Consider the following 25,634-nt stretch of genomic DNA (forward strand, 5'->3'; position numbering starts at 1 on the left):
CCGTCGGCCCTCACACTTCAATATTTCGGCGCATGAAACTGGACTCAAAACTCTTCGACAGCATCCGTGTGAAACCGGACAAGGAACGGGTGGAACAGGATCGCCATCCTTCGTGCGACCATCCGGGTTGCAAGCGGCCAGGCACGCACCGGGCGCCGAAAGGGCGTGACCGGGAGGGGCAGTATTTCAATTTCTGCGTCGACCATGTGCGCGAATACAACAAGTCCTACAACTATTTTACAGGTATGGGCGACGACGACGTGCGCACCTATCAGAAGGACAGTCTGACGGGGCACCGGCCGACCTGGAAAATGGGCGTAAACCGGCAGGCAGCCGAGGGGCCGGACGGGTTCGACGCCCGCTCCAGCATGCGCTCCAATGCGCAGCGGCGCACCGAGCAAGTTCGGCGCCCGCGCGAAAGAAAGCTACTAACGCTTGAAAAACGTTCCCTGGATGTGCTCAATCTGCCTTACACAGCCCGTGGCGCCGAAATCAAAGCGCGCTATAAGGAGCTTGTTAAATTGAACCATCCGGATGCCAATGGCGGTGACAGGTCTTCCGAAGACCGCCTGCGGGAAATCATTCAGGCGTATAACGTTCTGAAAAAAGCCGGTTTCCTTTAGAGCCTGCAGGGTCCTGCCGGCTTTTCCCAAACGACCCTTCCCGAACTTCCGGGACTGCGGAGGACTGATGACTGAGACGACGACTGCGGCCATGGCCATGCCGGACACTGAAATTTCCGTAGAAGAGGTTTTCGGTTTCAAGTCCGACCTCAAGGTACCTGCATTTTCCGCGCCGTCAGAACATGTGCCCGAGCGTGACGAAGACTACCTGTTCGACCGCGCGACCACGCTGGCGATCCTGGCGGGTTTTGCCCATAACCGGCGCGTGATGGTGACCGGGTATCACGGTACCGGTAAATCGACCCACATCGAGCAGGTGGCGTCGCGTCTCAACTGGCCGTGTATCCGCGTCAACCTGGACAGCCATATTTCCCGTATCGATCTGGTCGGCAAGGACGCGATCGTGATCAAGGACGGCAAGCAGGTCACCGAGTTTCGCGACGGGATCCTGCCCTGGGCCTATCAGCACAATGTCGCGCTGGTCTTCGACGAATACGACGCCGGCCGTCCGGACGTGATGTTCGTGATCCAGCGTATCCTGGAATCTTCCGGCCGCCTGACGCTGCTCGACCAGAGCCGGGTCATCCGTCCGCATGCCGCCTTCCGGCTGTTCGCCACCGCCAACACGGTCGGCCTCGGCGATACCTCCGGTCTTTATCACGGCACGCAGCAGATCAACCAGGCGCAGATGGACCGTTGGTCGATCGTCACCACGCTGAACTACCTGCCGCATGACAACGAGGTGGATATCGTTCTGTCGAAGGCCAAGCACTTCCAGTCGGACGAAGGCCGCAACACCGTTTCCAAGATGGTGCGCCTGGCGGACATGACCCGGAACGCCTTCATCAACGGCGACCTGTCCACGGTCATGAGCCCGCGTACGGTGATTACCTGGGCGGAAAATGCCCAGATTTTCGGCGATGTCGGCTTTTCCTTCCGTCTGACCTTCCTCAACAAGTGCGACGACATGGAACAGTCCCTGGTGGCCGAGTTCTATCAGCGCTGCTTCGGTGAAGATCTGCCGGAATCCTCCGTCAACGTAGTCATGAGCTGAGGTCCCGATGGCACCGCGGCCGGGTCACAATTCCCTTCCGGGCAGCAAGCCCGCACCGAGCACCGAGCCATTCAAGCAGTCGGTGTCCGGTACCATGCGGGCGATATCCGGAGAGCCGGAACTGGAAGTCATCTTTTCCGGTGACCGGCCCGGTCTCAGCGGCATGTCCGCGCGCTTGCCCGAGCCCTCGCGCAAGATCAACGCGCGCGAGATCGCGATTACCCGTGGTCTGTCCGACAGCATCGCCCTGCGCATTGCCTGCCACGACAAGGCTGTTCATTCCAAGAACATGCCGCAGGGCCCGGACGCACGAGCGATCTTCGAAGCGGTCGAACAGGCCCGTTGCGAAGCCGTTGGCGCGCGCCGGATGCAAGGGGTAGCCGACAACCTGTCGGTGATGCTTGACGACCGGTTCCGCAAGTCCGGTGCGCCGGATATCTCCAGTCGGGAAGAAGCGCCGTTACAGGATGCGCTGTCCCTGCTGGTGCGTGAACGCCTGACCGGTGCGAAGCCGCCGGAAAGCGCGACCAAGCTCGTCGACATGTGGCGCGGCTGGATCGAGGACAAGGCCGGTGCCGACCTCGACAGGCTGGAAGCCGAAGTCGAGGACCAGAATTCCTTCGCGGCCCGTCTGCGCGACGTCCTGAAATCGCTCGATATGGGCGATGAGCTTGGCGATCACGACCAGGACATGGACCCGGAAGAAAACGAGGACCAGGGCAACAACGACGAAGCTGAATCGGGCGACGACAGCGAAGAAGATTCCGGCGAACAGGAAGCCTCTCCGCAGGAGATGGAACTTTCCGGCGAAGAGCAGGAAAGCGGCGATACGGAAGCCGCCGAAGCCGATATGGAAGACTTCGCCGATCAGGACATGTCGGAGGATACCGAGGAGCCGGGCGAAAGCGACCGGCCCGATACGCCGTTTTCCAACCGGCCGGAATCCGACTACCGCGTGTTCACCACCCAGTTTGACGAGACGATTACCGCTGAAGAACTTTGCGACATGGCGGAGCTTGATCGTCTGCGCGGGTTCCTGGACAAGCAGTTGACCCACCTGCAAGGGGCCGTGGCGCGCCTTGCCAACCGGTTGCAGCGCAAGCTGATGGCGCAGCAGAACCGGGCCTGGGACTTCGACCTTGAAGAAGGGCTTCTGGACACCGCCAGACTGACCCGTGCCGTGACCGATCCGATGGCTCCGCTTGCCTTCAAGCAGGAGCGCGACACCAATTTCCGCGACACGGTCGTGACGCTGCTTCTGGACAACTCGGGATCCATGCGCGGCCGTCCGATCACCGTTGCCGCCACTTGTGCCGACATTCTGGCGCGCACGCTGGAGCGCTGCGGCGTGAAGGTCGAGATCCTCGGCTTCACCACCAAGGCCTGGAAGGGCGGCCAGTCGCGGGAGAGCTGGATCGGTGCCGGCAAACCGCCGACACCTGGCCGGCTCAACGATCTGCGCCACATCATCTACAAGTCCGCGGACGCGCCCTGGCGCCGGGCCAGGCGCAATCTCGGCCTGATGATGCGCGAGGGCCTTTTGAAGGAAAACATCGACGGCGAAGCCCTGCTGTGGGCCCATGACCGGCTGATGGCACGGCCCGAACAGCGTCGCATCCTGATGATGATTTCCGATGGCGCGCCGGTGGACGACACCACGCTTTCGGTCAACCCGGGCAACTATCTGGAGCGTCACCTGCGCTACGTCATCGAGGAAATCGAGACCCGGTCGCCGGTCGAGCTGATTGCCATCGGTATCGGACATGACGTCACGCGCTACTACCGACGGGCGGTCACCATTGTCGATGCCGAAGAACTGGCGGGTGCCATGACGGACCAGCTTGCCAACCTTTTCGACGACGAGGTGGACACCTCCTTCAACACGCGTGGCCGCCGTCGCCGCGCGGGTCATCGTTAGTCGGCAGGATCTGGAAAACATGGGAGCAGAAAGGCGTCTTTCGGCAGGCAGCTTCGCGCTGGCTGCCGCCTTTCTCTCCACTTTCTGGTTTGCTGCGCCCGCCGCCGCCGGGGCGCCGGAGCTGCTTTCGGACGCGCAGCCGGTCAAGGCCCGTACCCGGTCCATCGACACATTCCGCATAGGGCTTGCCGATACGACCTTCGGCAAGCTGACTTTTCTTGGCGGTGTGGAGCTGATAGCCGCGGACCGCAAGGTCGGCGGGCTTTCCGGTCTGATCAGTCTGGACGGGGGAAGCGCGTTTCTGGCGGTCACCGACAACGGACATTGGGTCAGCGGCCGAATCGTGCAGACGGCGGATGGCAAGCCGACGGAGATCGAAGACTTGCGTTTCGCGCCGCTTTTGGGGGCCGATGGCAAAACGCTCGATGCACGCTGGGGTCATGACACCGAGGCACTGACGCTGTCGGGCTCCGGTCTTTATGTCACTGCTGAAACCCGCAACGCCATCTACCGATATCCGTGGCCGATTTCGACCGGCAAGGAAAGGATGATCGGTGAAGTCGCGCTGCCGCAGGATATTCGTGATCTGCCGCGAAACACCGGTCTGGAAGCTCTGGCAGCCGGGCCGGAGGACGGCCCGTTGGCCGGCAAGCTCGTGGCTGTCGCGGAATCAGCGCCAAGCGATCTGCACGACCTGTCTGGCTTCATTATTGGTCCGGACGGCACGGAACGCTTCACCATCCGCCGGTATGAGCGCTTCGATGCGACGGATGCGGCGTTTCTGCCCGGCGGCGACATGATTCTGGTGGAGCGCCGCTTCAGCCTGCGTGATCTGATCGGCCTGCGGTTGCGGCGGTTCAAAGGAGCCGACATTGCTGCCGGAGCCGTTCTGGAAGGCGAGTTGCTGCTGGAGGCCGACTTCAACTCCCAGATCGACAACATGGAAGCTCTGGGTATTCACACCAATGAAAACGGTGAAACAATCCTGACGCTTGTCTCCGACAACAACCGTTCGATCCTGCAGAGGACCTTGTTCCTGAGGTTTCGGCTGGAAGATTGAGGCGCGGGAGCACTTCTGCCCGGCAAGTCGGTCCCCGGACGACCAACCCGCCTTTTTCGCGCCTAGTGCCTAGGCGGCAGTTCCCTTCGGCATGGCCTGAAACAGGCCGAGCACGATGCGGTAAGGGGCGAGCAGGGCGACGGCAACCAGCATCTTGACCAGGAAGTCTCCCGCGGCCAAGGACACCCACAGCAGCGCCTGGGTATCGTCGCTGATGCCCAGGAAGGGCACCGGGAAGGCGAGCGAGCTGTCGTCCATCCCGAACAGGCCGTCGATGAAGGCAAAGCTGGCGGAAAAGGCGATGCCGAAGAACAGGAGCGTGTCGATTACCGAGCCGATGAAGGAAGAGGTGATCGGCGCTTTCCACCAGGCCAGCTTTCGCATGCGGTCGAATATCGTCACGTCCAGCAATTGCGCGACCAGAAACGCCGTGCCGGAGGCGATGGCAATGCGGGGCGTCGCCAGCCAGACCGACAGGACCACGGCAATCAGGAAGCCGGCAATCACAACCTTGCGTGCGGCGGTCGGGCCGAAACGGCGGTTGGTGAGATCGGTCACCAGGAAGGCGACCGGGTAGGTGAACGCACCCCAGGTGAGCGTATCGGCAAGATTGACACCGCCGATGAAATGCTCGACCGGGAACTGGACCAGAAAGTTGGATGCAACGACAACAGCCGCCATCGCCAGAATGGCGACTACGTGATGGCTTGCGGAGAAGGTCCGAGTTTCGGTCATGTGTTCACCTCATAACGACAGACGCCCAACCGATATCGATTGGGCGTCCTGAAAAGGTTCTTTGCAACTATGCGAGCTGCCCGCTGCCGGAACGAGCCGTGCAGGCGCTTCAGGCCTTAAGCGGCAGCGGCTTCAGCCTGCTTGCGCTTGATGTCGACCTTGATCTTGCGAGCAGCATCGGACAGGTCCGCGTCGCTTGCCTTCATCAGGTATGCGTCCAGGCCACCGCGGTGTTCGACGGAGCGCAGTGCGTGTGCGCAGACCTTCAGCTTGAAGGTTTCGCCGAGCGTGTCGCTGATGAGGGACACGTTGCACAGGTTCGGCAGGAACCGGCGGCGGGACTTGTTGTTAGCGTGGGAGACGTTGTTGCCCGTCATCACATCTTTGCCGGAGAGTTCGCAACGGCGTGCCATGATATCACCTTTTGTTTTCGTGGCTGGGCCGTTACTTTGAACCCAGCAAGTCCAACCGGAACCGGCGCGGACCTGAGGCCCGGCGACATCGTCTCCGGCATTTCTCGGAAAAAGTTGCCCCGCTATAATGGGAGTGAAGGCCAACGTCAAGACATCTCCGCCGCTTTGCGGAGATTCACTGCTTTTATTTGCAGGACGCCCGGCTGTTAACCAGTGAGTTACCATAATTTAGAATGATTGGGGTCGTTCATCGAGCGGGATTTATGGTATCTTTCCGTCGCGGAACACTCATGGCGCGGGGGCGCAATTCGCTGCCAGACGGCAGTCCGGAGGTTTTGAAGTGTTTGGTTTGATGTCTCTCGGGCGGCTGGTCGCCCTGCCAATGCTTGCTGCGGCGCTGCTGACGACACCGGCGGAAGCCAAGAAAAACAGCGTCGGCGGCCTTTACAATATTTCGATTGCCGGCTTCAAGGTCGGGCGCGGAACGCTGTCGCTCGTCATGCAGGGCAATGCCTATTCGGCCAAGGTCAGTCTGGAACCGGCAGGTATCGGCACGCTGTTCACCACCGGCAAGGGTGGGGCGGAAGCATCCGGCTGGATGGTCGGATCGCGCGTCGTGCCGTCGAAATACAGGATGGCGTCGCACGCCTCCAATCTCGATTTCTACGTCAACCTGAGCCAGGGCTCCGGGTCCATCCGTTCAATGGAAGTCGCGCCGCAGTTCAAGCCCAATCCGGAGCGGATCAAGGTGACGGATCGGCATACGCGCAATGCGATCGATCCGCTGAGCGCCGCTCTGATGCCGGTGGGCCGTGCCAAGGACAGTCTCGGGCCGAAGGCCTGTTCGCGTCGTCTGCCGGTGTTCGACGGCTGGACACGGTTCGATATCAAGCTGAGCTATTCCGGCACGAAGGAAGTCTCGGGCCACGGCTATGACGGCCAGGTCGTTGTCTGCAAGGCCCGCTGGGTACCTGTCGCCGGGCACCGCCCGTCCAAGGATTCGGTCAAATACATGGCTCAGGCCAACATGGAAGTGTGGGTTGCGCCGATGGGCCGTGACAACGTGCTCGTCCCCTACCGGATTTCCATCGACACCAAGAACGGCCGCCTGATCGTGGAAGCGGACAAGCTCAAGATCGACGGTGCCGGCAGCGATCAGGCATCCGTCGACTGATCACCGACCCTTCTTCGGCCCTTTCCGGCAAAAAAACCGGGAAGGGTTTCCCAGGCGCGAGAGGCTTTCAATCCCTGTTTGCCGGCACACCGAGACTTGCGCCCACTTGCGTCTCTTGATACAGCCCTCCAACTATGCGTTCAGGCACGCTTGCGTTGCCTGGAGTATCTTGCGTTGTTCAGACGCGGCAAAGATGCTTGAACGTCTTTGAAATGATCGACATTCGGGTGGCTGGTCTCTTTCGGCTGGTAATCCTTCGATCTTGTGACAGAATTTCCGGAGCGGCCGCCGGACGTAAGGCGGTGCCGGCTTGTTTCAGGTAACCGAGTAAATGCACAGCTATTTGGAATTCGAAAAGCCCGTTGCAGACATTGAAGGCAAGATCCAGGAGCTGCGCGCTCTGGCCGGGGAAGATGGCGAAGCCGTCAATGTCGACAGTGAAATCGACCGGCTGAAAACGAAATCCTCGCAAACGCTGCAGGACCTCTACGCCAAACTGACGCCCTGGCAGAAAACGCTCGTTGCCCGCCATCCCGATCGCCCGCATGCCGTTGCCTATATCGCCGGTCTGATCGAAGATTTCACGCCGCTAGCCGGTGACAGGAAGTTCGCCGAAGATGCAGCGCTGATCGCCGGCATCGGTCGTTTTCGCGGTCAGTCGGTGGCTGTACTGGCTCAGGAAAAAGGCCACGACACCGAAACGCGTCTGAAGCACAACTTCGGCATGGTCCGTCCGGAAGGTTACCGCAAGGCGGTCAGGGTCATGGAAATGGCCGAACGTTTCGGCCTGCCGCTGATCACCTTTGTCGACACCTCCGGCGCCTATCCGGGACGCGGGGCTGAAGAGCGCGGTCAGTCCGAAGCCATCGCCCGCTCGACGGATGTCGGCCTCGGCCTTGGAACGCCGTCCGTTTCCGTCGTCATTGGCGAAGGCGGCTCCGGTGGCGCGATCGCGATCGCGACCGCCAACAAGGTTCTCATGATGGAACACGCGATCTATTCGGTGATTTCACCGGAAGGCGCCGCCTCCATCCTGTGGCGCGACAGCGCCAAGGCGCAGGACGCTGCGACAGCACTGAAGATCACCGCACAGGATCTCAAGCAGCTCGGTGTCATCGATGACATCATCAAGGAGCCTGTCGGCGGTGCGCACCGTGCACGTGAAATCGTTATCGACAACGCGGGCAAGGCGATCGAATCTGCGCTGAAAGAGCTGGCGGGCCTGTCGCCGGATGAAATACGCAAGCAGCGGCGCGAAAAATTCATCGCTATCGGCAGAACCCTGAGCTAGGTCTTCCTGCCCGACCTGGTGTCTTCCTGCTGCCGGTTTCGGCGATTTTGCCGCGCAGGCAATCGCGCAGTGCACCAAGCTGCTGTATTTTAGGAAAAAACGATGCAAGGCCGCCGTAAAAGCGGCCTTTTTGCCATCCTGTGGCCAGAATTTGCCGTCATTCAGGCGAAGTTGGGACGCACAAGATGACGCTTGGGCAAGTTTTTGTTCCTATCACCATAATTTTGGTCGCAGGCACAATCCGGTTTCAGTAACTTATCGTCAACCATCATTCCCTAGCCTTTGCGCGGGGGCGAGGACGCAGGAAGTGCGGCAAGGCAGTTCGTTCGCCTTTGTCCGTTTCCGCTTAGTTTGGGACAGTATCATGGTCTTTCGGCGCCTTATGAACACGCCAGCCGGCCTTCTTCTTGGCAACAGCGGCCTGAGTGGCCGCAAGGCAGCCCGTCTTGGTGCGGCGCTGATGCTTGCCGGTGTGCTGGCGGCTTGCCAGGCAGACGAATTCACTGCAGGCCCCAACAAGGCGCAGCAGCCTGTCAGCGCGTCGATCAAGCGCAAGATGAACGATCTCAACATGAGCTCGACCTCGCCGATCATGATCCGGATCTTCAAGGAAGAAAGTGCTCTGGAAGTCTGGAAACAGACCCGCACGGGCAAATATCAGCTTCTGGACGAGTTCGAGATCTGCAAATGGTCCGGCAAGCTCGGCCCGAAGTTCAAGGAAGGCGACCGTCAGGCCCCGGAAGGCTTCTACGAGATCACGCCTGCCCTGATGAACCCGAATTCCAGTTATCACCTGGCTTTCAACCTCGGTTACCCGAATTCCTATGACCGCTCCCACGGCCGCACCGGCTCGCATCTGATGGTGCATGGCGCCTGTTCGTCCCGTGGCTGCTACGCGATGACAGACGAGCAGGTCCAGGACATCTACGCGCTTGCCCGCGACAGCTTCAAGGGTGGTCAGCGCTCCTTCCAGGTCCAGGCCTTTCCCTTCCGCATGACGCCGGAAAACATGGCTCGCCACCGCGACAGCGAGCACATGGAATTCTGGAAAATGCTGAAGACCGGCTACGACCATTTCGAGATCACGCAGACCCCGCCGCAGATTTCCGTCTGCGAGAAGAAATACGTGTTCGATGCCACCACGCTGGTTGAAGGCGTGCCCTTCCGGGCCAGCGCCAAATGTCCCGACTATCAGGTGAGCCCGAGCATCGCGACGGCAGTTGCCTCCAAGCAGCGTCGCGACAACGAGAAATACCAGCAGCTTGCTGCCCGCTTCGATGCTCGTGACGAGCGCCAGAAGCGCTGGGAAGAGCGCTCCAACCGGCTCGCCGAAGCGCTCGGCGGTGGTGAGGACGACACCAATCCGGCTGTTGCCACGGCCGAGACGGCTGCGCCTGACGTACAGCCCGCAGCCGAAACGGCGACGGCTGCAGTTCCTGCAGAAGCGGCTCCGGCGGCACAGCGGCGGCCGGGTTCGGCGGTCGAGACCGCCTTTGCCCCGCAGGACCAGTCGGGCAGCAGCTCTGTCGGAAGCTTCTTCAAGCGTTGGGTACCCTTCGGCCCGAAAGCTTCGGAAGAAGGCGCTGGTGTTGGTCCGATCGAAACCGAAGTGGTTCCGGATACCAAGCCGAACTGATCGGTCCCGGATTCAGCCTCAAACCCGGTCTTCAGCTCCATGGAGATCCCGCACACCGGATGATGTCCACATCCAGAGGACAGCAAAGTCCTCAGGATGTGGAGGGAATGCGATCCGAACTGCGTGACGGTGGATTGAGCAGATCTTGCGTGATGTGGGAGGCTCGCGGCGCAAGCCCGCAGGCACAGCCTGCCTCAACGGACGTTATTTGATCGCGGTGATGGCGGCCCATTGGGTTGGTTTGCGGTCGTAACCACTTCCCAACCAGGTTTCTGTTTCCAGGATGCTCCAGGTTGCCCCTTCTCGCCAGATCGCAGTCAGTTCGTCCTGAGGCAGAAGATTGTAGTAGCGACCAAACGCGTCTGTGCCTTCGTTGGTGCCAACCTTGAAACTGGCCCAAACGACCCCGTTCTCGTGTAGCGCCCGATGAATTCTCTCAACCACATCGCCGAGGTCGGCTCTTGGAGCGTGTGTCAGTGCGGCGCAGGCATAGACGCCGTCATAAACCTCAACCGCATCAAGCTCGTTAAACAACATGGTCCGAACCGGCTGGCCTAACCGTTGCGCAGCTATCGCAGCGAGTTCGGACGAGCCATCCGTCGCATCCAGGACGAAGCCGGACTTGAGTATGGCCTCGGCGTCCACACCGCCTCCGGTTCCCAGTTCCAGAATTCTGCCCTTTGCTTTGCATCGCTCCAGGAAGGCAGGCAATCTGGGATTAGGCGTCTCCTTGTCGGCAACATATTCCTTGGCAGTGGTGTTGTAAAAATTCACTGTTTCGCTGGTCATTGATGACGCTCACCCCTCCCCATCAGGTTCAATTTCAAATTCGCATAACTTGAAGTTGTGGCGGCTGTTTGCGGCGCAAAGTTGGCCTGGAAGGCCGTTGTTGAGGAGGGAGCCTTATCGTGCCGGGATTTGAGCGGAGCATTCCTGGCGGGAGCGCTTGCTCTGGTGGAGTAGGTGGACAGATCTCGGGATCCTCGACACCTGTCAGGACGGCAGCAGGCCCTTGGCTTCAAGCGTCATTCTTGTGGCTTCGTTGAGATCATATTTACCGAGATCTTCGGGAAGGACCCATGCGAAGTCCTCGAACTCTTCGTTGCTGGAAACGTTGCGGTTCGCCGCCTTGCAATCAAATATGAGATAAATCATGTAAATCTGCTCTGACGTGCCGTCCGGGTAGGTCTTTGTCCGGACATCGTCGCGAAACGTCCAGGGTTGGACGTCCTCAATCGTCAGGTCGGATCCCAGTTCTTCCGAGATTTCTCGAAGCAGCCCTTCTGTCATCCGCTCACCCTGTTCCAGTCCGCCACCCGAAAGTGCCCATTGTCCGGGAAAGACACCCCGGTCGCTTGGCATCTTGCACAGAAGGTACGCGCCTTCGTTTTCGATCAAAGGGCAAACAATAATTCTCTGACGCATGTCTTTCTCGATCTAACTGATTTTACGAGGAAACTTCCGGCTACGATCCGCGGCAACGGCGGCATTCGTCGCAACAAGGTGGCAGTCTCCCGAACCTTTGAAAGGTTCAGGGGGCGATGGACGGGTTGTTTGCGATGGAGTGTCGATCGGTGTTTTGAAAGACAAAAGCTACCGCGTCGATCACGTGCTTGTCTTTTACTGCAGCGGCGGCAATCCCCTTGAAACACCTTCCTGCAGCACGGCCGGGTCGTAGGCCTTTCGCGAGAAAACCTCTCGCACCAGAGGTTCGAAGCTTTCCAGCGTGTCCATTTCATAGTCGGGATCGAAGGAGGACTGGTCCCAGCGTTCGCAGAAGTCGGCGCAGGCCTGGAAGTGCATGTGATCCTTGAACTGGTCGCGGGCGTTTTCGTCCCAGCCATAGTGACGGCCGTAATAGAGCATCTGGAAGATGCCATGATGTTCCACCACCCAGGCAACCTCGTCCCGCACGAAGGGGCGGATGACCTCGGCAGAGAATCGGTCGTGGTTCTGCGGGGCCAGCCCGTCGCCGATATCGTGCAGAAGCGCGCCGACGATCCAGTCGATGTCCGCCCCTTCCCGACGCGCCCTTGTGGCCGCCTGCAGGCCATGCTGCATTCGGGTGATCTTGTAACCGGACAGCGTGTCCTCGTTCTGGCGCTTCAGCTCGGACAGGATCCGTTCCGGTGTCAGGGCGTGATAGGGCCGTTCCGCTTCCGCCAGCAGATCGTAGTCTTCCTTGGTGCCGTCTTTCATCTGGGTGAAGGACACGGTTTTCATGGCGCACACTCCTGTTTTGCGGGAGTGTGCGCCAGGACTTCCGATAAAGTCCAGACAGGAAACACCCTGCTTCTGTGAAGGCCTTCTGCCTAGTTTGCCGCTGGCGCCGGCAGGTGTGGCAGAACCACTTCGACAGCCAGGCCGAGCGACAGCAGATGCCGGTCGGAATAGGCGGGGCCATCAAGCTCCAGGCCGACGGGCAGGCCGTCCGATGTCAGCCCCGCGGGCAAGGACAGGCCCGGAATACCGGCGACGGAACCCGGGTCGGTGTTGCGGATGAAGGTGGGGAAGGTCGGTACGTCTTCTCCGTTCAGCGACACGGTTTCATCGGATCCGGTGATGGGCTGTGCCGGCAGCGGGGTTGTCGGGAAAACCAGCGCGTCCAGCTTGTTGGCTGCAAAGACTTCAGCATATCCGGCCTGGATCAATGGCCGCATGTCGTCCATTGCCTCCCGGTAAACTGCATCCGGGATCGCCTGGTTGCCCAGCACCAGACTGTCGAAGACGAATTTGACGTCGGGGCTGGCGACTTCATCGGCTATGTCCTGCAGCCCGAGCCCGGTTTCATGCGTCTCCAGAAAGGCTGCAAGATCCCGTTTCACTTCCCACAGGGCGATCGGGAAACCGGCTTTTCCGGCAAGTTCAAGCTCCGTGCTTATATCGACGGGAACAAGGGTCACGCCGGCGGCCTGCAGCTTGTCCAGGGCTTCCTTGAAGAGACGATCCGTTTCCGGTGAGAGGTTGTCCGTCAACACGCCTGGAACACCCAGGCGGACGGTGCCGAGGTCTGCAGGGTCGAGTGTCGCAGTGCTACCCGTGATCACCGCATCGAGGAGGACCAGGTCGGAAACCGTTCTTGCAATCGGACCGGGTGTGTCGCGGGTCGCGGAAATCGGCACGATACCTTCCGCCGGATAGCGGCCTGTGGTCGGGCGCAGACCGGAGACACCGTTGAGTGCCGAGGGAATGCGCACCGAGCCACCCGTGTCGGTTCCAAGGCCGGCCGGTGCCAGCCTGGCGCCGATCGCAGCGCCGGTGCCGCCACTCGAGCCGCCGGCAAAGCGGTCCGGATCATAGGCGTTGGCAACCGCGCCGAAGGCGGCGTTGTTCGAGGTGATGCCGAAAGCAAGTTCGTGAAGATTGGTCTTGCCGAGCAGGATCGCGCCCGCATCGCGCAGTTTCTTCAAGACAGGCGCGTCTTCTGCGGGCACCCATCCTTTCAGGGCAGGCGTGCCACCGGTGGTCGGCAGGCCAGCGGAGGCAATGTTGTCCTTCACGACAATCGGCACGCCGTGCAGCGGTCCGAGGGGTTCACCTGCCTTCACGCTTTCATCGGCGGCTGCAGCGGCTGCAAGCGCGCCTTCGCTGTCGAACGTTATGTAGACATTGCCCGGGTCATCGCCGGTTCTGGCGATGAGGGCGTTGACGAGATCCGTGGCTGTCAGCGTCTGTCCGGCTATGGCGCTCGCCGTTTCCGCCGCACTCATGGTGGTGATGTCGTCGGCGGCAAAGGCCGGACCGGCAAAGACGGCTGCGATCGCAGTCAGTCCTGCTGTGAGATGCACTTTCATGTTTGTTCCCCTTCTTATGCATGAGGGAAACAGCAAACGCCTGTGCCTTTTCCGGCGCATCCTCGAAAATGAGGAGGCGCTTCGTTTATTGGAGAGAAAGTCGCGTGTTGACGCTGGCGAGCAGTTCCGCCCGGCTAGTCACCCCTGATTTTTGAAACACCGCCTTGAGATGGGAGCGAACGGTCGTGACGGAGATTTCAAGTTCCGCCGCAATCTCGCGGTCGCGCTTGCCTTCACTCACCAGGCAAAGCACGTCCTGTTCCCGGCCGGTGAGCCCGTGGTGGCCGGCCCAGGCCGTCAAGCGCAAGCGGGGGTCGGCATCGCGCTGTTTGCGTTCGTGTGCTTGCATGTTCGCAAGGGCATGTCCGAAGGACGTGCCGATCGCGTTCAGTATTTCCAGGTCGCGCTGCTGGAAGGTTTCCTTGCCGGCGCCGCGCCAGATGCGCAGGTCGCCCAGATGGCCTGTCGCCGCATAGGCATGGAAGTTCATGCCCTGATGCAGGCCGTCCCTTGCCAGAAAGTCGTTGTAGAATTCGGTGCGCAGGAAATCTTCCCGGGAAATGACCTGGTCGAGGTGGGTGGCGCGCCGGCACATGCGGAACCTGGGTGTAATCGGATCGCAGTGCTGGAAATGGTGCTGGTAGGCGGCGAGATTGCTCTCGTCCATGTTCAGGAACACGCCGTCCGTGTCGCCGTCGGTCCTTGTCCAGACGTAGGAGGCAAAGTAGTCTGCCTCCAGAAGGTCCAGCAAGCGGGTGCCAAGCTGCAGCCTGAGTTGCCGTGCGTCCTGGATGGCGATCATGTCCTGCATGATCGCGAAGATCAGATTTGTTTCCCGGCCCGAAAGCGTTGTCAGCATGCCAGACCTCCTCTTGCGTCATGGTAGCGAGGAAGAGGAGATCCGTCATCCAAAAGGATCGGGCCGGGTGTCATGCCTATTTCGGCATCAGGGCCCAGTAGTCGAAATCGAGGACCACTTCGGGCAGGTAGTTGTCCTCATGGTCCTGTCCGGGGAAGTCATGGCAGGTCCGGTTCTTGGTGGCGACAAGCCGCAGACGCAGCGCGCCGACGTCCGAGCGGCCGTCGATATCCGCCTTGTCCAGAACTTCCGACCAGGCATAAACCGTGTCGCCGGCCGCCAGCGGGCCGACGTGGCGACCGCCGTTGATGCCGGCAATATGAAACGCGTTGGCCAGCCCGTTGAACGACAGCGCACGGGCAATGGAGATCACGTGGCCGCCATAGACCAGGCGGTGGCCGAAACGGTTGTAAGCTTCCGTGTGCTGGTTGAAATGCACCTTGGCGGTGTTCTGGTAGAGACGGGTCGCCAGCTGATGCTCGGCTTCCTCCACCGTCATGCCGTCGACATGGTCGATCTTCTCGCCAATCTCGTAATCGTCGAAACGGTACTCGGATCCGGCCAGGTCATTGTCCCAATTGGCGGTGTCGAGCAATGGCACGGCGGTGCCGAGAGACTGCGGGTCGAGCGCTGAGGGAAGTTCCGGCACCACCGGTTCCGGCGCCGGATTGGCGGCAACACGCTTGTTGACCATCACCCAGCGGACATAATCCAGCACCTCGGTGCCGTTTTCGGTGTAGCCGGTCGAGCGCACATAGACGACGCCGGTCTTGCCGTTGGAGTTCTCTTTCTTGCCGATCACCTCGGAGACGGTGGAAATGGTATCTCCCGGGAAAACCGGTGCCAGGAACCGGCCGCCGGCATAGCCCAGATTGGCGACGGCATTCAGCGAGATGTCAGGCACTGTCTTGCCGAAGACAATATGAAAGGTCAGCAGGTCGTCGACCGGGGCGTGGGAATAGCCCAGGGATTTTGCGAAAGCGTCTGACGACTGAACCGCAAAGCGAGAGCCGTAAAGCGCGGTGTAAAGCGCCTGGTCACCGCTGGTGACGGTGCGCGGCGTTGCGTGGCGGATGACCTGTCCCACCTTGAAGTCTTCGAAGAAATTGCCGCGATTGGTCTTGCTCACCTGTGCCTCCCGGTTCTGATTTGTCGGAGAGGATTAAGCCCGCTGCGGTGCACACAAGCAAGTCAGACGTTTTGCCGATGACCTTGTGAAAGCAAGTCGAGGCTTTGGCATCCCGTGCCAACCCGGGAGCGGTTGCCGGTTGGCAGGGGCCGCTCGGCTATTTGCCGGCCGGGTCGGGCAGCGCGCCACAAAAGCCGCCGCTCGGGGCGGTGCCGGAGCCCAGAGCCAGAAGTTTCGGGGCCTTGTAGGGATTGGGCGGTGTCGCAGATGCATCGAGAGCAATCATTGCCGCAAGTCCGGCAAGGGCGATAAAGGCTGTTACCAACCGGGTCATGATCTCGCCTCCAGCTTCAGGAGCGGGCGCAGTTTCACGCCGTAGATCGATCCGGCAAAGGCGGCCGCGAACCAGACCCAACCGTGCAGGCTGCCGGTCGAGATGCCGGAAAAGAACGCGCCGACATTGCAGCCGAAGGCAAGGCGCGAGGAATAGCCCAGCAGAAAGCCCGCCACCATTGCGGCGAGCCAGGCCTGTGCCGGCAGCGACTGGATTTTCTGTGACAGGCCGCCCGTGCGCCAGCTGGCGACCAGAAAGGCACCAAGGATGATGCCGATATTGGTGAGGGATGTGTAATCCGTCAGCAGGCTATGGGTCAGGCGCTCGACGGAGGCAGGTGCACTCCAGAAAGCGGATCCGGAAAGATCCGCCCCCGCTGCAGATGCCGCCTTTGCAGCCCAAAGGCCAAGGCCATAGACAACGCCCCAGGGTTGGCCGGCCACGATCAGGTTCAGGATGGCAAGGGCGGCCAGCAGCACGGCTGCAACTATCAGCCGGCGAGGCAGGCGCCGGTTTTCGGGAGCTGCCAGTTTCCAGAGCACTGCGGCGATTGCCGAAAGTCCGAGGAGGGTAATCGCCGCGCCTTGCCAGCCGGACAGGGTCAGAACGGGCAATGCCCCAAGATCTGTCCACCAGATCAGGTGATAGGCCCCGGCAAAGCTGCCGATGGCAAAGAAAGGCAGGGCGACAAGGGAAACCGCGTTGCCGGACCCTGCATTGACCAGGGTGCCGGAACCGCATCCGAGCACGACCTGCATGGCAGCGCCGAAGACGAAGGCTCCCGCGATCATGGCAAAGCCGATCGGGCCCTGTGCGCCGCTCAGCTCGCCCTGGTTTGCGGCAAGCAGGGGAAAGGCCACCAGCGAGACAAGGGCGATCGACAGAAGCTGCGCCCAAAGGCCGCCCGGGTCTCGGCGCAGGATCATCGCACGCCAGGGGCCGGCAAAACCGAAGCGCAGGCCTTCCAGCACGATGCCGAAGCCAAGGCCGACGGCAAGCAGCAGGCCATACCGTCCACCAACCAGAAGGGCGGTGGCCAGAACGGCTGCAAGGGCGGTCAAAACAAGACCGCTGCGGCGCCAGACTGGCGTCGCAGCGGTGGTGTGAAGGTCTGCGGCTGTGGTCACGTCAGTTCAGTATCTGGTTTATCAGGTTCTGTACGAGACCCGGTGTGTTGGCCATCTCGTTTCCGGACTGGGAATATTCGACCATGGAGCCCGCGTAAAGCTTTGCGTTTTCCACCCCGGCGACTTCGGACACCGCAAACCAGTGAGCTGCGGCCCAGTGGCCGGTGTTGCAGAAAGAAACCGTATCCTTGCCGTCTTCGACACCAAGCGATGCTTTCAGCGCGGCAGGATCGATGGCGGTGGACATTGCCGGCGAGCCTTCCTTGAAGAAAGCGGTGTAGGTGTGGTTGATGGCAGTCGGCAGGGTTCCCGGACGCGAGGCAGCTTCATGCGCCTTCTTGCCGTTGAAGAAATCCGCCGGGCGAGCATCTACCAGAAGCGCATTCGACTCGCCGGCAGCGACGGCGGAAACGTCTGCCGTGGTGGCCAGCCAGGTATCGTCAAAGGTCAGTTCCAGCTCGCTCGGAAAGGCGGATTCGGCCGTGGCGTTGACCGGAAGGCCAGCGGCTTTCCAGGACTCCAGGCCACCGTTCAGGATCGACAGGTCGGTGAAGCCGGTGGATTTCAAGGTCCAGTAGACACGCGCGGCAGAACCGAAGTCCGTATCGGTCTTGCCTTCGGACAGGATGACGATCGGCGTATCCTGTTCCAGGCCGAGTTCTTCCAGTTCGGCTTCCAGCTTTTCAACATCCACAAGGCCGCCCGGGTTTTCCGCCGGTCCGCGGAACATGCGATAGGGCGCAAACAAAGCGCCGTCTGCATGGCCTTTCTCGTATCCCTCGTTGCGGATGTCCAGAAGCACCGGCTCCACGGTGTCCAGCGACGCGGACAGCTCGGCAGCCTCCACCAGCGGGCCGAAGCTTGCGGCGGTGGCGGATGTGGCGAGGCTTGCGGTCATCGCCAGTGCGAGAGCGAAATGTTTCATTGGTTCAGCCTTCCTTGTGCGCAGTTGACCTGAGGCCAGGCGCTTCAATTCTCAGGCCGAAGTGTAGGGAGTTCCCGGTCGGGAGGCGTGGGATGGCGTTTCAATTTCCGTCACCGGACTGATATTTTAAACCAAGGCGGACATGCGCCGTGGCAATTGGTTGCGGTGAGGCATGCAGGCTGTCTCAAGTCTTCTGGTTTGCCGGCGAAAGATCCGGACGAGTGAAAGAGGGCGCGCATAGGCAAACCTCATCCTGAGGAAGCGCGAAGCGCTGTCTCGAAGGATGGGCCACTTGCTCCGAAAATGCCGCCCATGCTTCGAGACGGACCTGCGGTCCTCCTCAGCATGAGGGGAAAATCGAACTGGCTGAAAAAAAAGCCCGGGACATTGCCCGGGCTTTTCTGGTTCGTTCTATCAGGCTTATGCCGATTCCTTGTTCGCCGCACGTTCGGCGCGCTTGCGCTCATGCGGGTCGAGGACGGCCTTGCGCAGGCGGATGGAGTCCGGCGTGACTTCCACCAGCTCGTCGTCTGCGATGTAGGAAAGCGCTGCTTCCAGGGTCAGCTTCTTCGGCGTGGTCAGCTTGACAGCGTCGTCCTTGCCGGCAGAGCGGATGTTGGTGAGCTGCTTGCCCTTCAGCACGTTCACTTCCAGGTCGTTGCCGCGGGTGTGTTCGCCGATGATCATGCCAGGATAAACCTTGGTGCCCGGATCGATCATCATCGGGCCGCGGTCTTCCAGATTGAACAGGGCATAGGCAACTGCCTCACCGGTGCCGTTGGACAGGAGCACGCCGGTGTGACGGCCCTGGATCGGGCCCCGGTGCGGCTCATAGCCATGGAACAGACGGTTGAAGATCGCCGTGCCGCGGGTGTCGGACAGCAGTTCGGACTGGTAACCGATGAGGCCGCGGGTCGGAGCGTGGAACACCAGACGGGTGCGGCCACCGCCGGACGGCTTCATTTCCAGAAGGTCGGCCTTGCGTTCCTGCAGCTTCTGAACCACGACGCCGGAATGTTCTTCATCAACGTCGATGATGACTTCCTCAATCGGCTCCAGGCGGTTGCCGGCATCGTCATACTGATAGACGACGCGCGGACGGCCAACGCCAAGTTCGAAGCCTTCACGACGCATGTTCTCGATCAGGATCGCCAGAAGAAGTTCGCCGCGACCGGAGACGACAAATGCGTCCGGCTCGTCGGTGTCTTCCACCTTCAGGGCGACGTTGCCTTCTGCTTCCTTCTTCAGGCGGTCGCGAATGACGCGGGACTGAACCTTGGAGCCTTCGGTGCCGGCCAGTGGGCTGTCGTTGACACGGAAGGTCATGGACAGCGTCGGCGGATCGATCGGCTGAGCCTGCAGGGATTCATTGACCGACGGGGCGCACAGCGTGTCGGCAACGGTTGCCTTGGTCAGGCCCGCGATGGCGACGATGTCGCCCGCTTCACCCTTTTCGATCGGCTGACGTTCCAGGCCACGGAAAGCAAGGATCTTGGAGATACGGCCGTTTTCAACGACGCTGCCGTCACGGGAGAGCGCCTTGATCGGCATGTTCGGCAGAGCGGTGCCCGACACGATACGGCCGGTCAGGATGCGGCCCAGGAACGGGTCGGATTCGATGGTGGTTGCCAGGATGCGGAAATCGCCCGGCTGGGCTTCCGGCGGCGACACCTTGTCGAGGACCATGTCGAAGAGCGGGTCCATGCTGTCCTGCGGGCCGTTCGGCTCCAGAGCCATCCATTCCTGCTTGGCCGAACCGTAGAGCACCGGGAAGTCGAGCTGGTCTTCATTGGCGTCGAGGGCTGCGAACAGGTCGAAGACCTCGTCCAGCACTTCATCGGCACGCTGTTCCGGCTTGTCGATCTTGTTGATGGCGACGATCGGCTTCAGGCCGAGTTTGAGGGCCTTGCCGAGCACGAACTTGGTCTGCGGCATCGGGCCTTCAGCAGCATCCACCAGAAGGATCACGCCGTCGACCATGTGCAGGATACGCTCAACTTCGCCGCCGAAGTCGGCGTGGCCCGGTGTGTCCACGATGTTGATGCGGGTGTCTTTCCAGACCAGCGAGGTGACCTTGGCCAGAATGGTGATGCCGCGCTCACGCTCGATATCGTTGGAGTCCATCATCCGTTCTTCGGTGCGCTGGTTGTCGCGGAAGGCACCGGATTGCTTCAGAAGAACGTCGATGAGTGTGGTTTTGCCATGGTCAACGTGCGCGATGATGGCAATATTACGAAGGTTCATGAGTGGCTCCAAAAGACAGAACGGGCCCTTGGGGACCCGCAGCTTGTCTGGAAGTTGATTATGCTATGGATCGGCATCCGCGCCGAATTTGGCGCCTTTATACGTGGCGCGAGGGAATTGTGCAACGCAATGTCACATCTACGCATTGACAGTGCTTCCTGAAGCGCCGTATTCGTAAGGTAACCTTACTAAAATGGGGTGGCGATGGGAGTTCCAACTCCGAATGTCGGTGTCACCATGCTGGTCGTTGATCTGGCACGGTTGCTGCGGCGAAACTTCGAGGCGGAGTTATCCAAGGTCGACACTGGTCTGACTGCCGGAGAAGCGCGTACGCTGTTTTATGTCTGGCGACTTCCGGGTCAAAGGCAGGCCGTTCTGGCAGATGCGATGTATGTCGAGCCGATGACCCTGGTCGGGTACCTCGACACGCTCGAAAAGGCCGGATTGATCCGCCGCTGCCAGGACCCGAACGACCGCCGGGCCAAGATAATCGAGCTGACGCCGTTGGCAGATCCATTGCTTGAGAAAATTGGGACTGCCCTGCAAGAGGTGCGCTCCAGGGCGCTTGAGGACATTCCCGCCGACCAACGGCAGATACTGGAATCGCTTCTGCAGACCATGAAGGACAGCCTGCTGCAGGAGGTTTCCAAAGGGAAACAGAAATGACCGCCGACAGCTCAATCATGAGCGCAAGACGTACATCGCTTCTCGGGGCCGGGCTCGTCGCTATCGGCCCCATTTCGATGGCGCTTTATACCCCGGCCATGCCGGCCCTGGTCGAAGCCTTCGGAACCACCGATTCAGCGGTCAAGCTTACCCTGACGGCGTATTTCGCCGGTTTTGCCGTCACGCAGCTGGTTTGCGGCCCTCTGACGGACGCCTTTGGGCGCAAGCCGGTCACGATCGCCTTCCTGGTCCTCTATCTCGTCTCAAGCGTGCTGGCGACCTTCGCGCCGACTGTCGAGTTCATGGTCTTTGCCCGAGCCCTTCAAGGTGTGGGGGCCGCGGTCGGCATCGCGGTGTCGCGCGCCATCGTCCGCGACCAGTTTACCGGTCAGGCCTCTGCCAGGATCATGAATACGATCGCGATGATGCTGGCCCTTGGTCCGGCGATTTCGCCCACCATCGGCGGGATCGTGCTGGAACTGTTCGGCTGGCAGGAAGTGTTCTGGTGCATGGTGATCTACGGTGCGTTGCTGATGATTGCAGTGCTCGTGTTTCAGGTTGAAACCAACCCGCAGCCGGGCAAGCATCACCTCAATCCGCGGCAACTGGCGATCAACTACGGCACCTTGCTGAAGGACCCGAGGTTTCTGGCGCCAAGCCTTCTCATCGGTTTCGGGCTCGGCAACCTTTATGCCCTGGCGACCGTCCTGCCTTTCATCCTGATCTATGAAGTCGGTCTCACGCCGTCCGCCTTCGGGCTGACCATGATCATCCAGTCAGGTTCCTTCATTTCTGGAACCATCCTGACGGGTCGTCTGCTTCGCTTCTTCGAGGCCCGCAAGCTGGTGCCCTACGGGCTCAGCCTCTGGGTCGTTGCGTCAACGCTGATGTGCTATGTCACGCTCACCCATGAACCGACGATCCTGACGGTCATGGGGCCGGTGGCGCTGTTCACATTCGCGCTGGCGCTGGTTCTTCCGGCAAGCTTCACCGAATCCATGGCGCCGTTCCCGCATATCGCCGGTTCGGCATCTTCCATGCTCGGCTTTCTGCAGTTCGGCGGCGGCATTGTCGCCAGCCTCGCGATCGCCGCACTCGGCGAACCGATCCTCGGCCTCGCTTTCATTCTGCCGGGTATGCCCATCGCCGGCATCATTCTGTTCCTGATCCTGCGCAGCCAGATCCGTCAGCCGGCGGCGGCGGAGTAGGCGCACATTATCCGCCTCTCCGTCGTCATCCCGGCCAAGCGCAGCGCGAGCCGGGACCGGGGAGGCACAGCGCCGACTGATAAGTCTCCATCGGAAACACCTCGGCTCTCCGGTCCCGGATCTCCGCTTCGCTGCGTCCGGGATGACGAAGGTAGGTTTTTTTAAAACAAACGGGCCGGTTTCCCGGCCCGCTCTTTTTTTTGGGAACTCTGATCAGGCCTTGAGAACCGGATCCAGCGTGACGGTGTGCAGTTCGACGTCGTCACGGTCCATCAGGCGGACGGTGAGCTGTTCGCTCTGGCCGTCGATGTCGACCAGGCCGAAGAACTGAAGTCCCATGGACGGGGGCAGGTTGGCACCCTGTTCGGCGGTCGGGGCCTTGATGTACTTAAGCTCCGGGCCGAAGGTCATGTCGAGATCGTTCGGGCCGAAGGTGCCGGCGTGGATCGGGCCGGAGACGAATTCCCAGAACGGTTTGAAATCCTGGAACTGTGCCTTGTCCGGATTGTAGTAATGCGCGGCGGTGTAGTGCACATCGGCGGTCAGCCAGACGATGTTGTCGATGTCTGCCGTCTTGATGAAGCGCAGCAGATCGGCGAATTCCAGTTCTCGGCCTTTCGGTGCGCCGTGATCGCCATTGGCAACCGCTTCGGCGCCGGCCTGGTCTTTCCAGTTGTCCCAGACGATCAGGCCGATCGGCATGTCGCAGGCGATGACCTTCCAGGTGGCGTTGGAATTCAGAAGTTCACGCTTCAGCCAGGCAAGCTGCTCGGCGCCGAGGATGCGCGAAGCCGGTGTCATGGTGTCTTCCATCGAAGCGCCGTTCGGCCCGCGATAGGAACGCAGGTCCAGGAAGAACACGTCCAGCAGCGGACCATAGGCGATCTTGCGGTAGACGCGGCCCGGCTCGGCCGGGGTGTAGCGGATGGGGGCCAGCTCGTGGAAAGCCCGGCCGGCGCGGGCGGCCAGAAGGTGGATGTTCTTTTCGCTGTAGCGATCGTCGGACAGAAGGTCCTTGGAGGACGACCAGTTGTTGACGACTTCATGATCGTCCCACTGGAAGAAGGTCGGGACTTCCGCGTTGAACGCCTTGAGGTTCTCGTCCATGAGGTTGTATTTCCACTGGCCGCGATACTCGTCCAGCGTTTCGGCAACCTTGGATTTTTCTTCCGTGACGATGTTCTTCCAGACGGTGCCGTCCTTCAGCTCGACGGTTTCCTTCATCGGGCCATCGGCATAAATCGTGTCGCCGGAGTGGATGAAGAAGTCTGGCTGGTGTTTTGCCATGGTGGCGTAGGTTTTCATGCCGCCACGGTCGGTATCAATCCCCCAGCCCTGGCCGGCGGTATCGCCCGACCAGGCGAAACGAATGTTGCGGCGGGACGCCGGGGCGGTGCGGAAGCGGCCGGTCATCGGCTCGGACACGGCATTGACGTCGTTCAGGTCGGCAAAGGCGACGCGGTAGAAGACATCCTGATCGGACGGCAGTTTCTCAAGCAGTCGCTTGACGGCAAAATCCGAGTCGGGAAGCGCATTGATCGGGGCAAGGCGCCGCGGCGTTTCGAACGTGCCGGTGGTGTCGACTTCCACCAGCATTTGCGCCGGGCGGTCCGAGCGGGCCCAGATCATGCCGGAATTGGCATCAACGTCACCGGACTGAAGGCCGTGCGTGATCTGAGGGCGTGAGGACGCACGCGACAGGCCCGGCATGGCCAGCGGTGAGGCCAGTACCAGACCGGTAGCAACCGATGATTTCAGAAAATTGCGTCGAGAAACGTTTGAAGACATTTTCAAGCTCCGTGGCTGGGGACCGCAGGGGCGAGTCCCTTGGCAAAAACATCAGGTGCTGAAGCTCCGTGACAGACGGATGTCCGTTCCAAGACCGTTTCCCGAATTTTTGATGACGGCGTGTGCGGATTGCCGGAAAACCGCCGCGGAACGATTGAACCTCCAAATTGCTTCCAAATCGTGATCGTCCACAGCCTTGGAGCGGGGTCAAGCAGGGCGAAGTCGCATTGGTGCCGCTTGACCGTCGGTGTCAGACGGGCCAAACACGTGCCTGACCGTCAAAAGGACGCAATGATGCCGACCCCGACAGCCTACGAGCCGCCGCGTTTCAACGCCGGACACCAACGCCCCCACGTGATGGGGATCCTGAACGTGACCCCGGATTCCTTTTCCGATGGCGGGCGCCACGCCAATGCGGATGCCGCCTTGCGGCGTGCACAGGAAATGATTCTGGAAGGGGCCGATATTCTGGATGTCGGCGGCGAAAGCACGCGGCCGGGCTCCGAACCGGTGCCACTGGACCTGGAATGGTCGCGGCTCGATCCGATCCTCGATCAGGTGATCGACATGGGAACGCCCGTATCGATCGATACCTACAAGGCGGAGATCGCGCGCCGCGCCTGTGCGGCAGGGGCGGTCATCGTCAATGATGTGTGGGGTCTGCAAAAGGATCCGGCCATGGCTGACGTCGTTGCCGAGGCCGGCGTGCATGTGGTTATGATGCATAACCGTCTTGCCGCCGATGCCGGACTGGACATTCTTTCGGACATTGACCGGTTCTTCGAAATCTCGATGGAACTGGCGGAAAAGGCAGGGATTGCCAGGGAAAAGCAGATCCTTGATCCGGGCTTTGGCTTCGGCAAGACCATCAACCAGAATTTCACCGTGCTGAACCGCTTCGAAACGCTGCAAAAACACGGCCTGCCGTTGTTGGCCGGTGCGTCGCGCAAGCGCATGATCGGCGCGGTGCTGGAAGCGGAAACGGAAGACCGGCTGTTCGGATCCGTTGCCGTTCACATGACGGCCATGCTGAAAGGGGCTGCGATTGTGCGGGCGCATGACGTAAGTCCACATGCCGATTGCGTGCGTATGATCGAGGCAACCCGCCTGGAACGGAACCCTGTCGAATGAATGCCGAAAATGCGATGGCTGACGCCCCGACCCGCTGTGCGCTCGGGCTCGGATCCAACCTTGGAGACCCGAAGGCCAATCTGGATGAGGCCATCCGCCGGCTGGAGGAAACACCCGGTGTCATGCTGGTGTCCCGTTCCTCAGATTACCGGACGCCGCCCTGGGGGCCGGTGCCGCAGGACGATTTCCGCAATTGCTGCGTGGTGATCGATACCACCATGAGCCCGCAGGCGCTGCTGAAGCGCTGTCTTCAAATCGAGACCGAACTCGGACGTGTGCGCGACGTGCGCTGGGGCCCGAGAACGCTGGACATCGATGTTCTGATCTACGGTTTGCAAAGGGTTGCCGAAAACGACCTCGAAATCCCGCACCCGCGCATGGGCGACCGCGCCTTCGTTCTGATCCCCCTCGCCGAAATCTGGCCCGACGCCCCACTGGGCGACGGCCGCACCGCGATGGAGGCATTGGAAACCTGCCCGGACCAGGACGGCGTGGTGAAGCTGGACGGGTGAAGTTTTGAACCGA

The 25,634-nt window shown here is 60.8% G+C and carries 24 protein-coding genes; 11 read left to right on the plus strand and 13 right to left on the minus strand.

Annotated features, from left to right (window positions below; all coding sequences use genetic code 11):
• The first annotated feature begins 32 nt into the window (after positions 1-32).
• From FIV05_RS08260 to FIV05_RS08275, 4 genes are all read left to right on the plus strand, one after another.
• Positions 33-623 (plus strand): DnaJ domain-containing protein, encoded by a 591-nt coding sequence (locus FIV05_RS08260; RefSeq protein ID WP_023002804.1) that lies wholly within the window; start codon positions 33-35, stop codon positions 621-623.
• Between the two features lie 67 nt (positions 624-690).
• The gene (cobS, locus tag FIV05_RS08265) at positions 691-1,677 is read left to right on the plus strand and encodes a cobaltochelatase subunit CobS (RefSeq protein WP_023002805.1); all 987 of its coding nucleotides are present in this window, start codon (positions 691-693) and stop codon (positions 1,675-1,677) included.
• A gap of 7 nt (positions 1,678-1,684) precedes the next feature.
• Positions 1,685-3,595: a cobaltochelatase subunit CobT gene (gene cobT, locus FIV05_RS08270; protein WP_152509220.1), complete on the plus strand. Its 1,911-nt coding sequence runs from the start codon at positions 1,685-1,687 to the stop codon at positions 3,593-3,595.
• Between the two features lie 19 nt (positions 3,596-3,614).
• Complete coding sequence (locus FIV05_RS08275; protein ID WP_152509221.1) at positions 3,615-4,655, plus strand: esterase-like activity of phytase family protein; 1,041 nt, start codon at positions 3,615-3,617, stop codon at positions 4,653-4,655.
• A gap of 69 nt (positions 4,656-4,724) precedes the next feature.
• On the opposite strand, the gene FIV05_RS08280 is transcribed toward FIV05_RS08275, so the two are convergent.
• Positions 4,725-5,390 (minus strand): VUT family protein, encoded by a 666-nt coding sequence (locus FIV05_RS08280; protein WP_152509222.1) that lies wholly within the window; start codon positions 5,388-5,390, stop codon positions 4,725-4,727.
• 116 nt (positions 5,391-5,506) lie between these two features.
• The gene (gene rpmB / locus FIV05_RS08285; RefSeq protein WP_023002809.1) at positions 5,507-5,803 is read right to left on the minus strand and encodes a 50S ribosomal protein L28; all 297 of its coding nucleotides are present in this window, start codon (positions 5,801-5,803) and stop codon (positions 5,507-5,509) included.
• Positions 5,804-6,143: 340 nt separating this feature from the next.
• Between rpmB and FIV05_RS08290 the strand changes: the two genes are divergently transcribed.
• From FIV05_RS08290 to FIV05_RS08300, 3 genes are all read left to right on the plus strand, one after another.
• Positions 6,144-6,977, plus strand: a complete 834-nt coding sequence (locus tag FIV05_RS08290; RefSeq protein ID WP_208984624.1) for a DUF3108 domain-containing protein — start codon at positions 6,144-6,146, stop codon at positions 6,975-6,977.
• 331 nt (positions 6,978-7,308) lie between these two features.
• Positions 7,309-8,268: an acetyl-CoA carboxylase carboxyltransferase subunit alpha gene (locus FIV05_RS08295; RefSeq protein WP_023002811.1), complete on the plus strand. Its 960-nt coding sequence runs from the start codon at positions 7,309-7,311 to the stop codon at positions 8,266-8,268.
• Between the two features lie 364 nt (positions 8,269-8,632).
• Positions 8,633-9,904 carry a murein L,D-transpeptidase family protein gene (locus FIV05_RS08300; RefSeq protein WP_152509223.1) on the plus strand — a complete coding sequence of 424 codons (1,272 nt, stop codon included), beginning with the start codon at positions 8,633-8,635 and terminating at the stop codon, positions 9,902-9,904.
• Positions 9,905-10,108: 204 nt separating this feature from the next.
• On the opposite strand, the gene FIV05_RS08305 is transcribed toward FIV05_RS08300, so the two are convergent.
• The 10 genes from FIV05_RS08305 to typA form a co-directional block, all read right to left on the minus strand.
• Positions 10,109-10,693 carry a class I SAM-dependent methyltransferase gene (locus tag FIV05_RS08305; protein WP_152509224.1) on the minus strand — a complete coding sequence of 195 codons (585 nt, stop codon included), beginning with the start codon at positions 10,691-10,693 and terminating at the stop codon, positions 10,109-10,111.
• A 204-nt stretch (positions 10,694-10,897) separates the two neighbouring features.
• Positions 10,898-11,329: a nucleoside triphosphatase NudI gene (nudI, locus tag FIV05_RS08310; protein WP_152509225.1), complete on the minus strand. Its 432-nt coding sequence runs from the start codon at positions 11,327-11,329 to the stop codon at positions 10,898-10,900.
• Between the two features lie 195 nt (positions 11,330-11,524).
• Positions 11,525-12,127 carry an HD domain-containing protein gene (locus FIV05_RS08315; protein WP_023002815.1) on the minus strand — a complete coding sequence of 201 codons (603 nt, stop codon included), beginning with the start codon at positions 12,125-12,127 and terminating at the stop codon, positions 11,525-11,527.
• Positions 12,128-12,216: 89 nt separating this feature from the next.
• Positions 12,217-13,698 carry an indoleacetamide hydrolase gene (gene iaaH, locus FIV05_RS08320; RefSeq protein WP_152509226.1) on the minus strand — a complete coding sequence of 494 codons (1,482 nt, stop codon included), beginning with the start codon at positions 13,696-13,698 and terminating at the stop codon, positions 12,217-12,219.
• A gap of 85 nt (positions 13,699-13,783) precedes the next feature.
• A complete protein-coding gene (locus tag FIV05_RS08325; protein ID WP_152509227.1) occupies positions 13,784-14,557 on the minus strand; it encodes a LuxR family transcriptional regulator in 774 nt (257 codons plus the stop codon).
• 76 nt (positions 14,558-14,633) lie between these two features.
• Positions 14,634-15,686, minus strand: coding sequence for a MaoC family dehydratase (locus FIV05_RS08330; protein ID WP_152509228.1), 1,053 nt, complete (start codon positions 15,684-15,686; stop codon positions 14,634-14,636).
• 157 nt (positions 15,687-15,843) lie between these two features.
• Positions 15,844-16,020 carry a hypothetical protein gene (locus tag FIV05_RS31550; RefSeq protein WP_167579544.1) on the minus strand — a complete coding sequence of 59 codons (177 nt, stop codon included), beginning with the start codon at positions 16,018-16,020 and terminating at the stop codon, positions 15,844-15,846.
• A complete protein-coding gene (locus FIV05_RS08335; RefSeq protein WP_152509229.1) occupies positions 16,017-17,147 on the minus strand; it encodes a YeeE/YedE family protein in 1,131 nt (376 codons plus the stop codon). Before FIV05_RS08335 ends, FIV05_RS31550 begins: the two co-directional genes overlap by 4 nt.
• Position 17,148: 1 nt before the next feature.
• The gene (locus tag FIV05_RS08340; protein WP_055659805.1) at positions 17,149-18,072 is read right to left on the minus strand and encodes a rhodanese-like domain-containing protein; all 924 of its coding nucleotides are present in this window, start codon (positions 18,070-18,072) and stop codon (positions 17,149-17,151) included.
• A gap of 420 nt (positions 18,073-18,492) precedes the next feature.
• Positions 18,493-20,316 (minus strand): translational GTPase TypA, encoded by a 1,824-nt coding sequence (gene typA, locus FIV05_RS08345; protein ID WP_023002822.1) that lies wholly within the window; start codon positions 20,314-20,316, stop codon positions 18,493-18,495.
• Between the two features lie 204 nt (positions 20,317-20,520).
• Between typA and FIV05_RS08350 the strand changes: the two genes are divergently transcribed.
• Positions 20,521-20,982 (plus strand): MarR family transcriptional regulator, encoded by a 462-nt coding sequence (locus FIV05_RS08350; protein WP_152505321.1) that lies wholly within the window; start codon positions 20,521-20,523, stop codon positions 20,980-20,982.
• The gene (locus FIV05_RS08355) at positions 20,979-22,190 is read left to right on the plus strand and encodes a multidrug effflux MFS transporter (RefSeq protein WP_075284834.1); all 1,212 of its coding nucleotides are present in this window, start codon (positions 20,979-20,981) and stop codon (positions 22,188-22,190) included. The genes FIV05_RS08350 and FIV05_RS08355 overlap by 4 nt, the downstream gene beginning before the upstream one ends.
• Positions 22,191-22,403: 213 nt before the next feature.
• Here FIV05_RS08355 and FIV05_RS08360 read toward each other — a convergent pair whose 3' ends face one another.
• Positions 22,404-23,978 (minus strand): alkaline phosphatase, encoded by a 1,575-nt coding sequence (locus tag FIV05_RS08360; RefSeq protein ID WP_152509231.1) that lies wholly within the window; start codon positions 23,976-23,978, stop codon positions 22,404-22,406.
• A 294-nt stretch (positions 23,979-24,272) separates the two neighbouring features.
• On the opposite strand from FIV05_RS08360, the gene folP reads away from it, so the two are divergent.
• Positions 24,273-25,109: a dihydropteroate synthase gene (gene folP / locus FIV05_RS08365; RefSeq protein WP_173013808.1), complete on the plus strand. Its 837-nt coding sequence runs from the start codon at positions 24,273-24,275 to the stop codon at positions 25,107-25,109.
• The gene (gene folK / locus FIV05_RS08370; protein ID WP_152509233.1) at positions 25,106-25,621 is read left to right on the plus strand and encodes a 2-amino-4-hydroxy-6-hydroxymethyldihydropteridine diphosphokinase; all 516 of its coding nucleotides are present in this window, start codon (positions 25,106-25,108) and stop codon (positions 25,619-25,621) included. Before folP ends, folK begins: the two co-directional genes overlap by 4 nt.
• Positions 25,622-25,634: the final 13 nt, after the last annotated feature.

Source organism: Labrenzia sp. THAF191a (assembly GCF_009363335.1).
In the GTDB taxonomy this organism is placed as follows: Bacteria; Pseudomonadota; Alphaproteobacteria; order Rhizobiales; family Stappiaceae; genus Roseibium; species Roseibium algicola.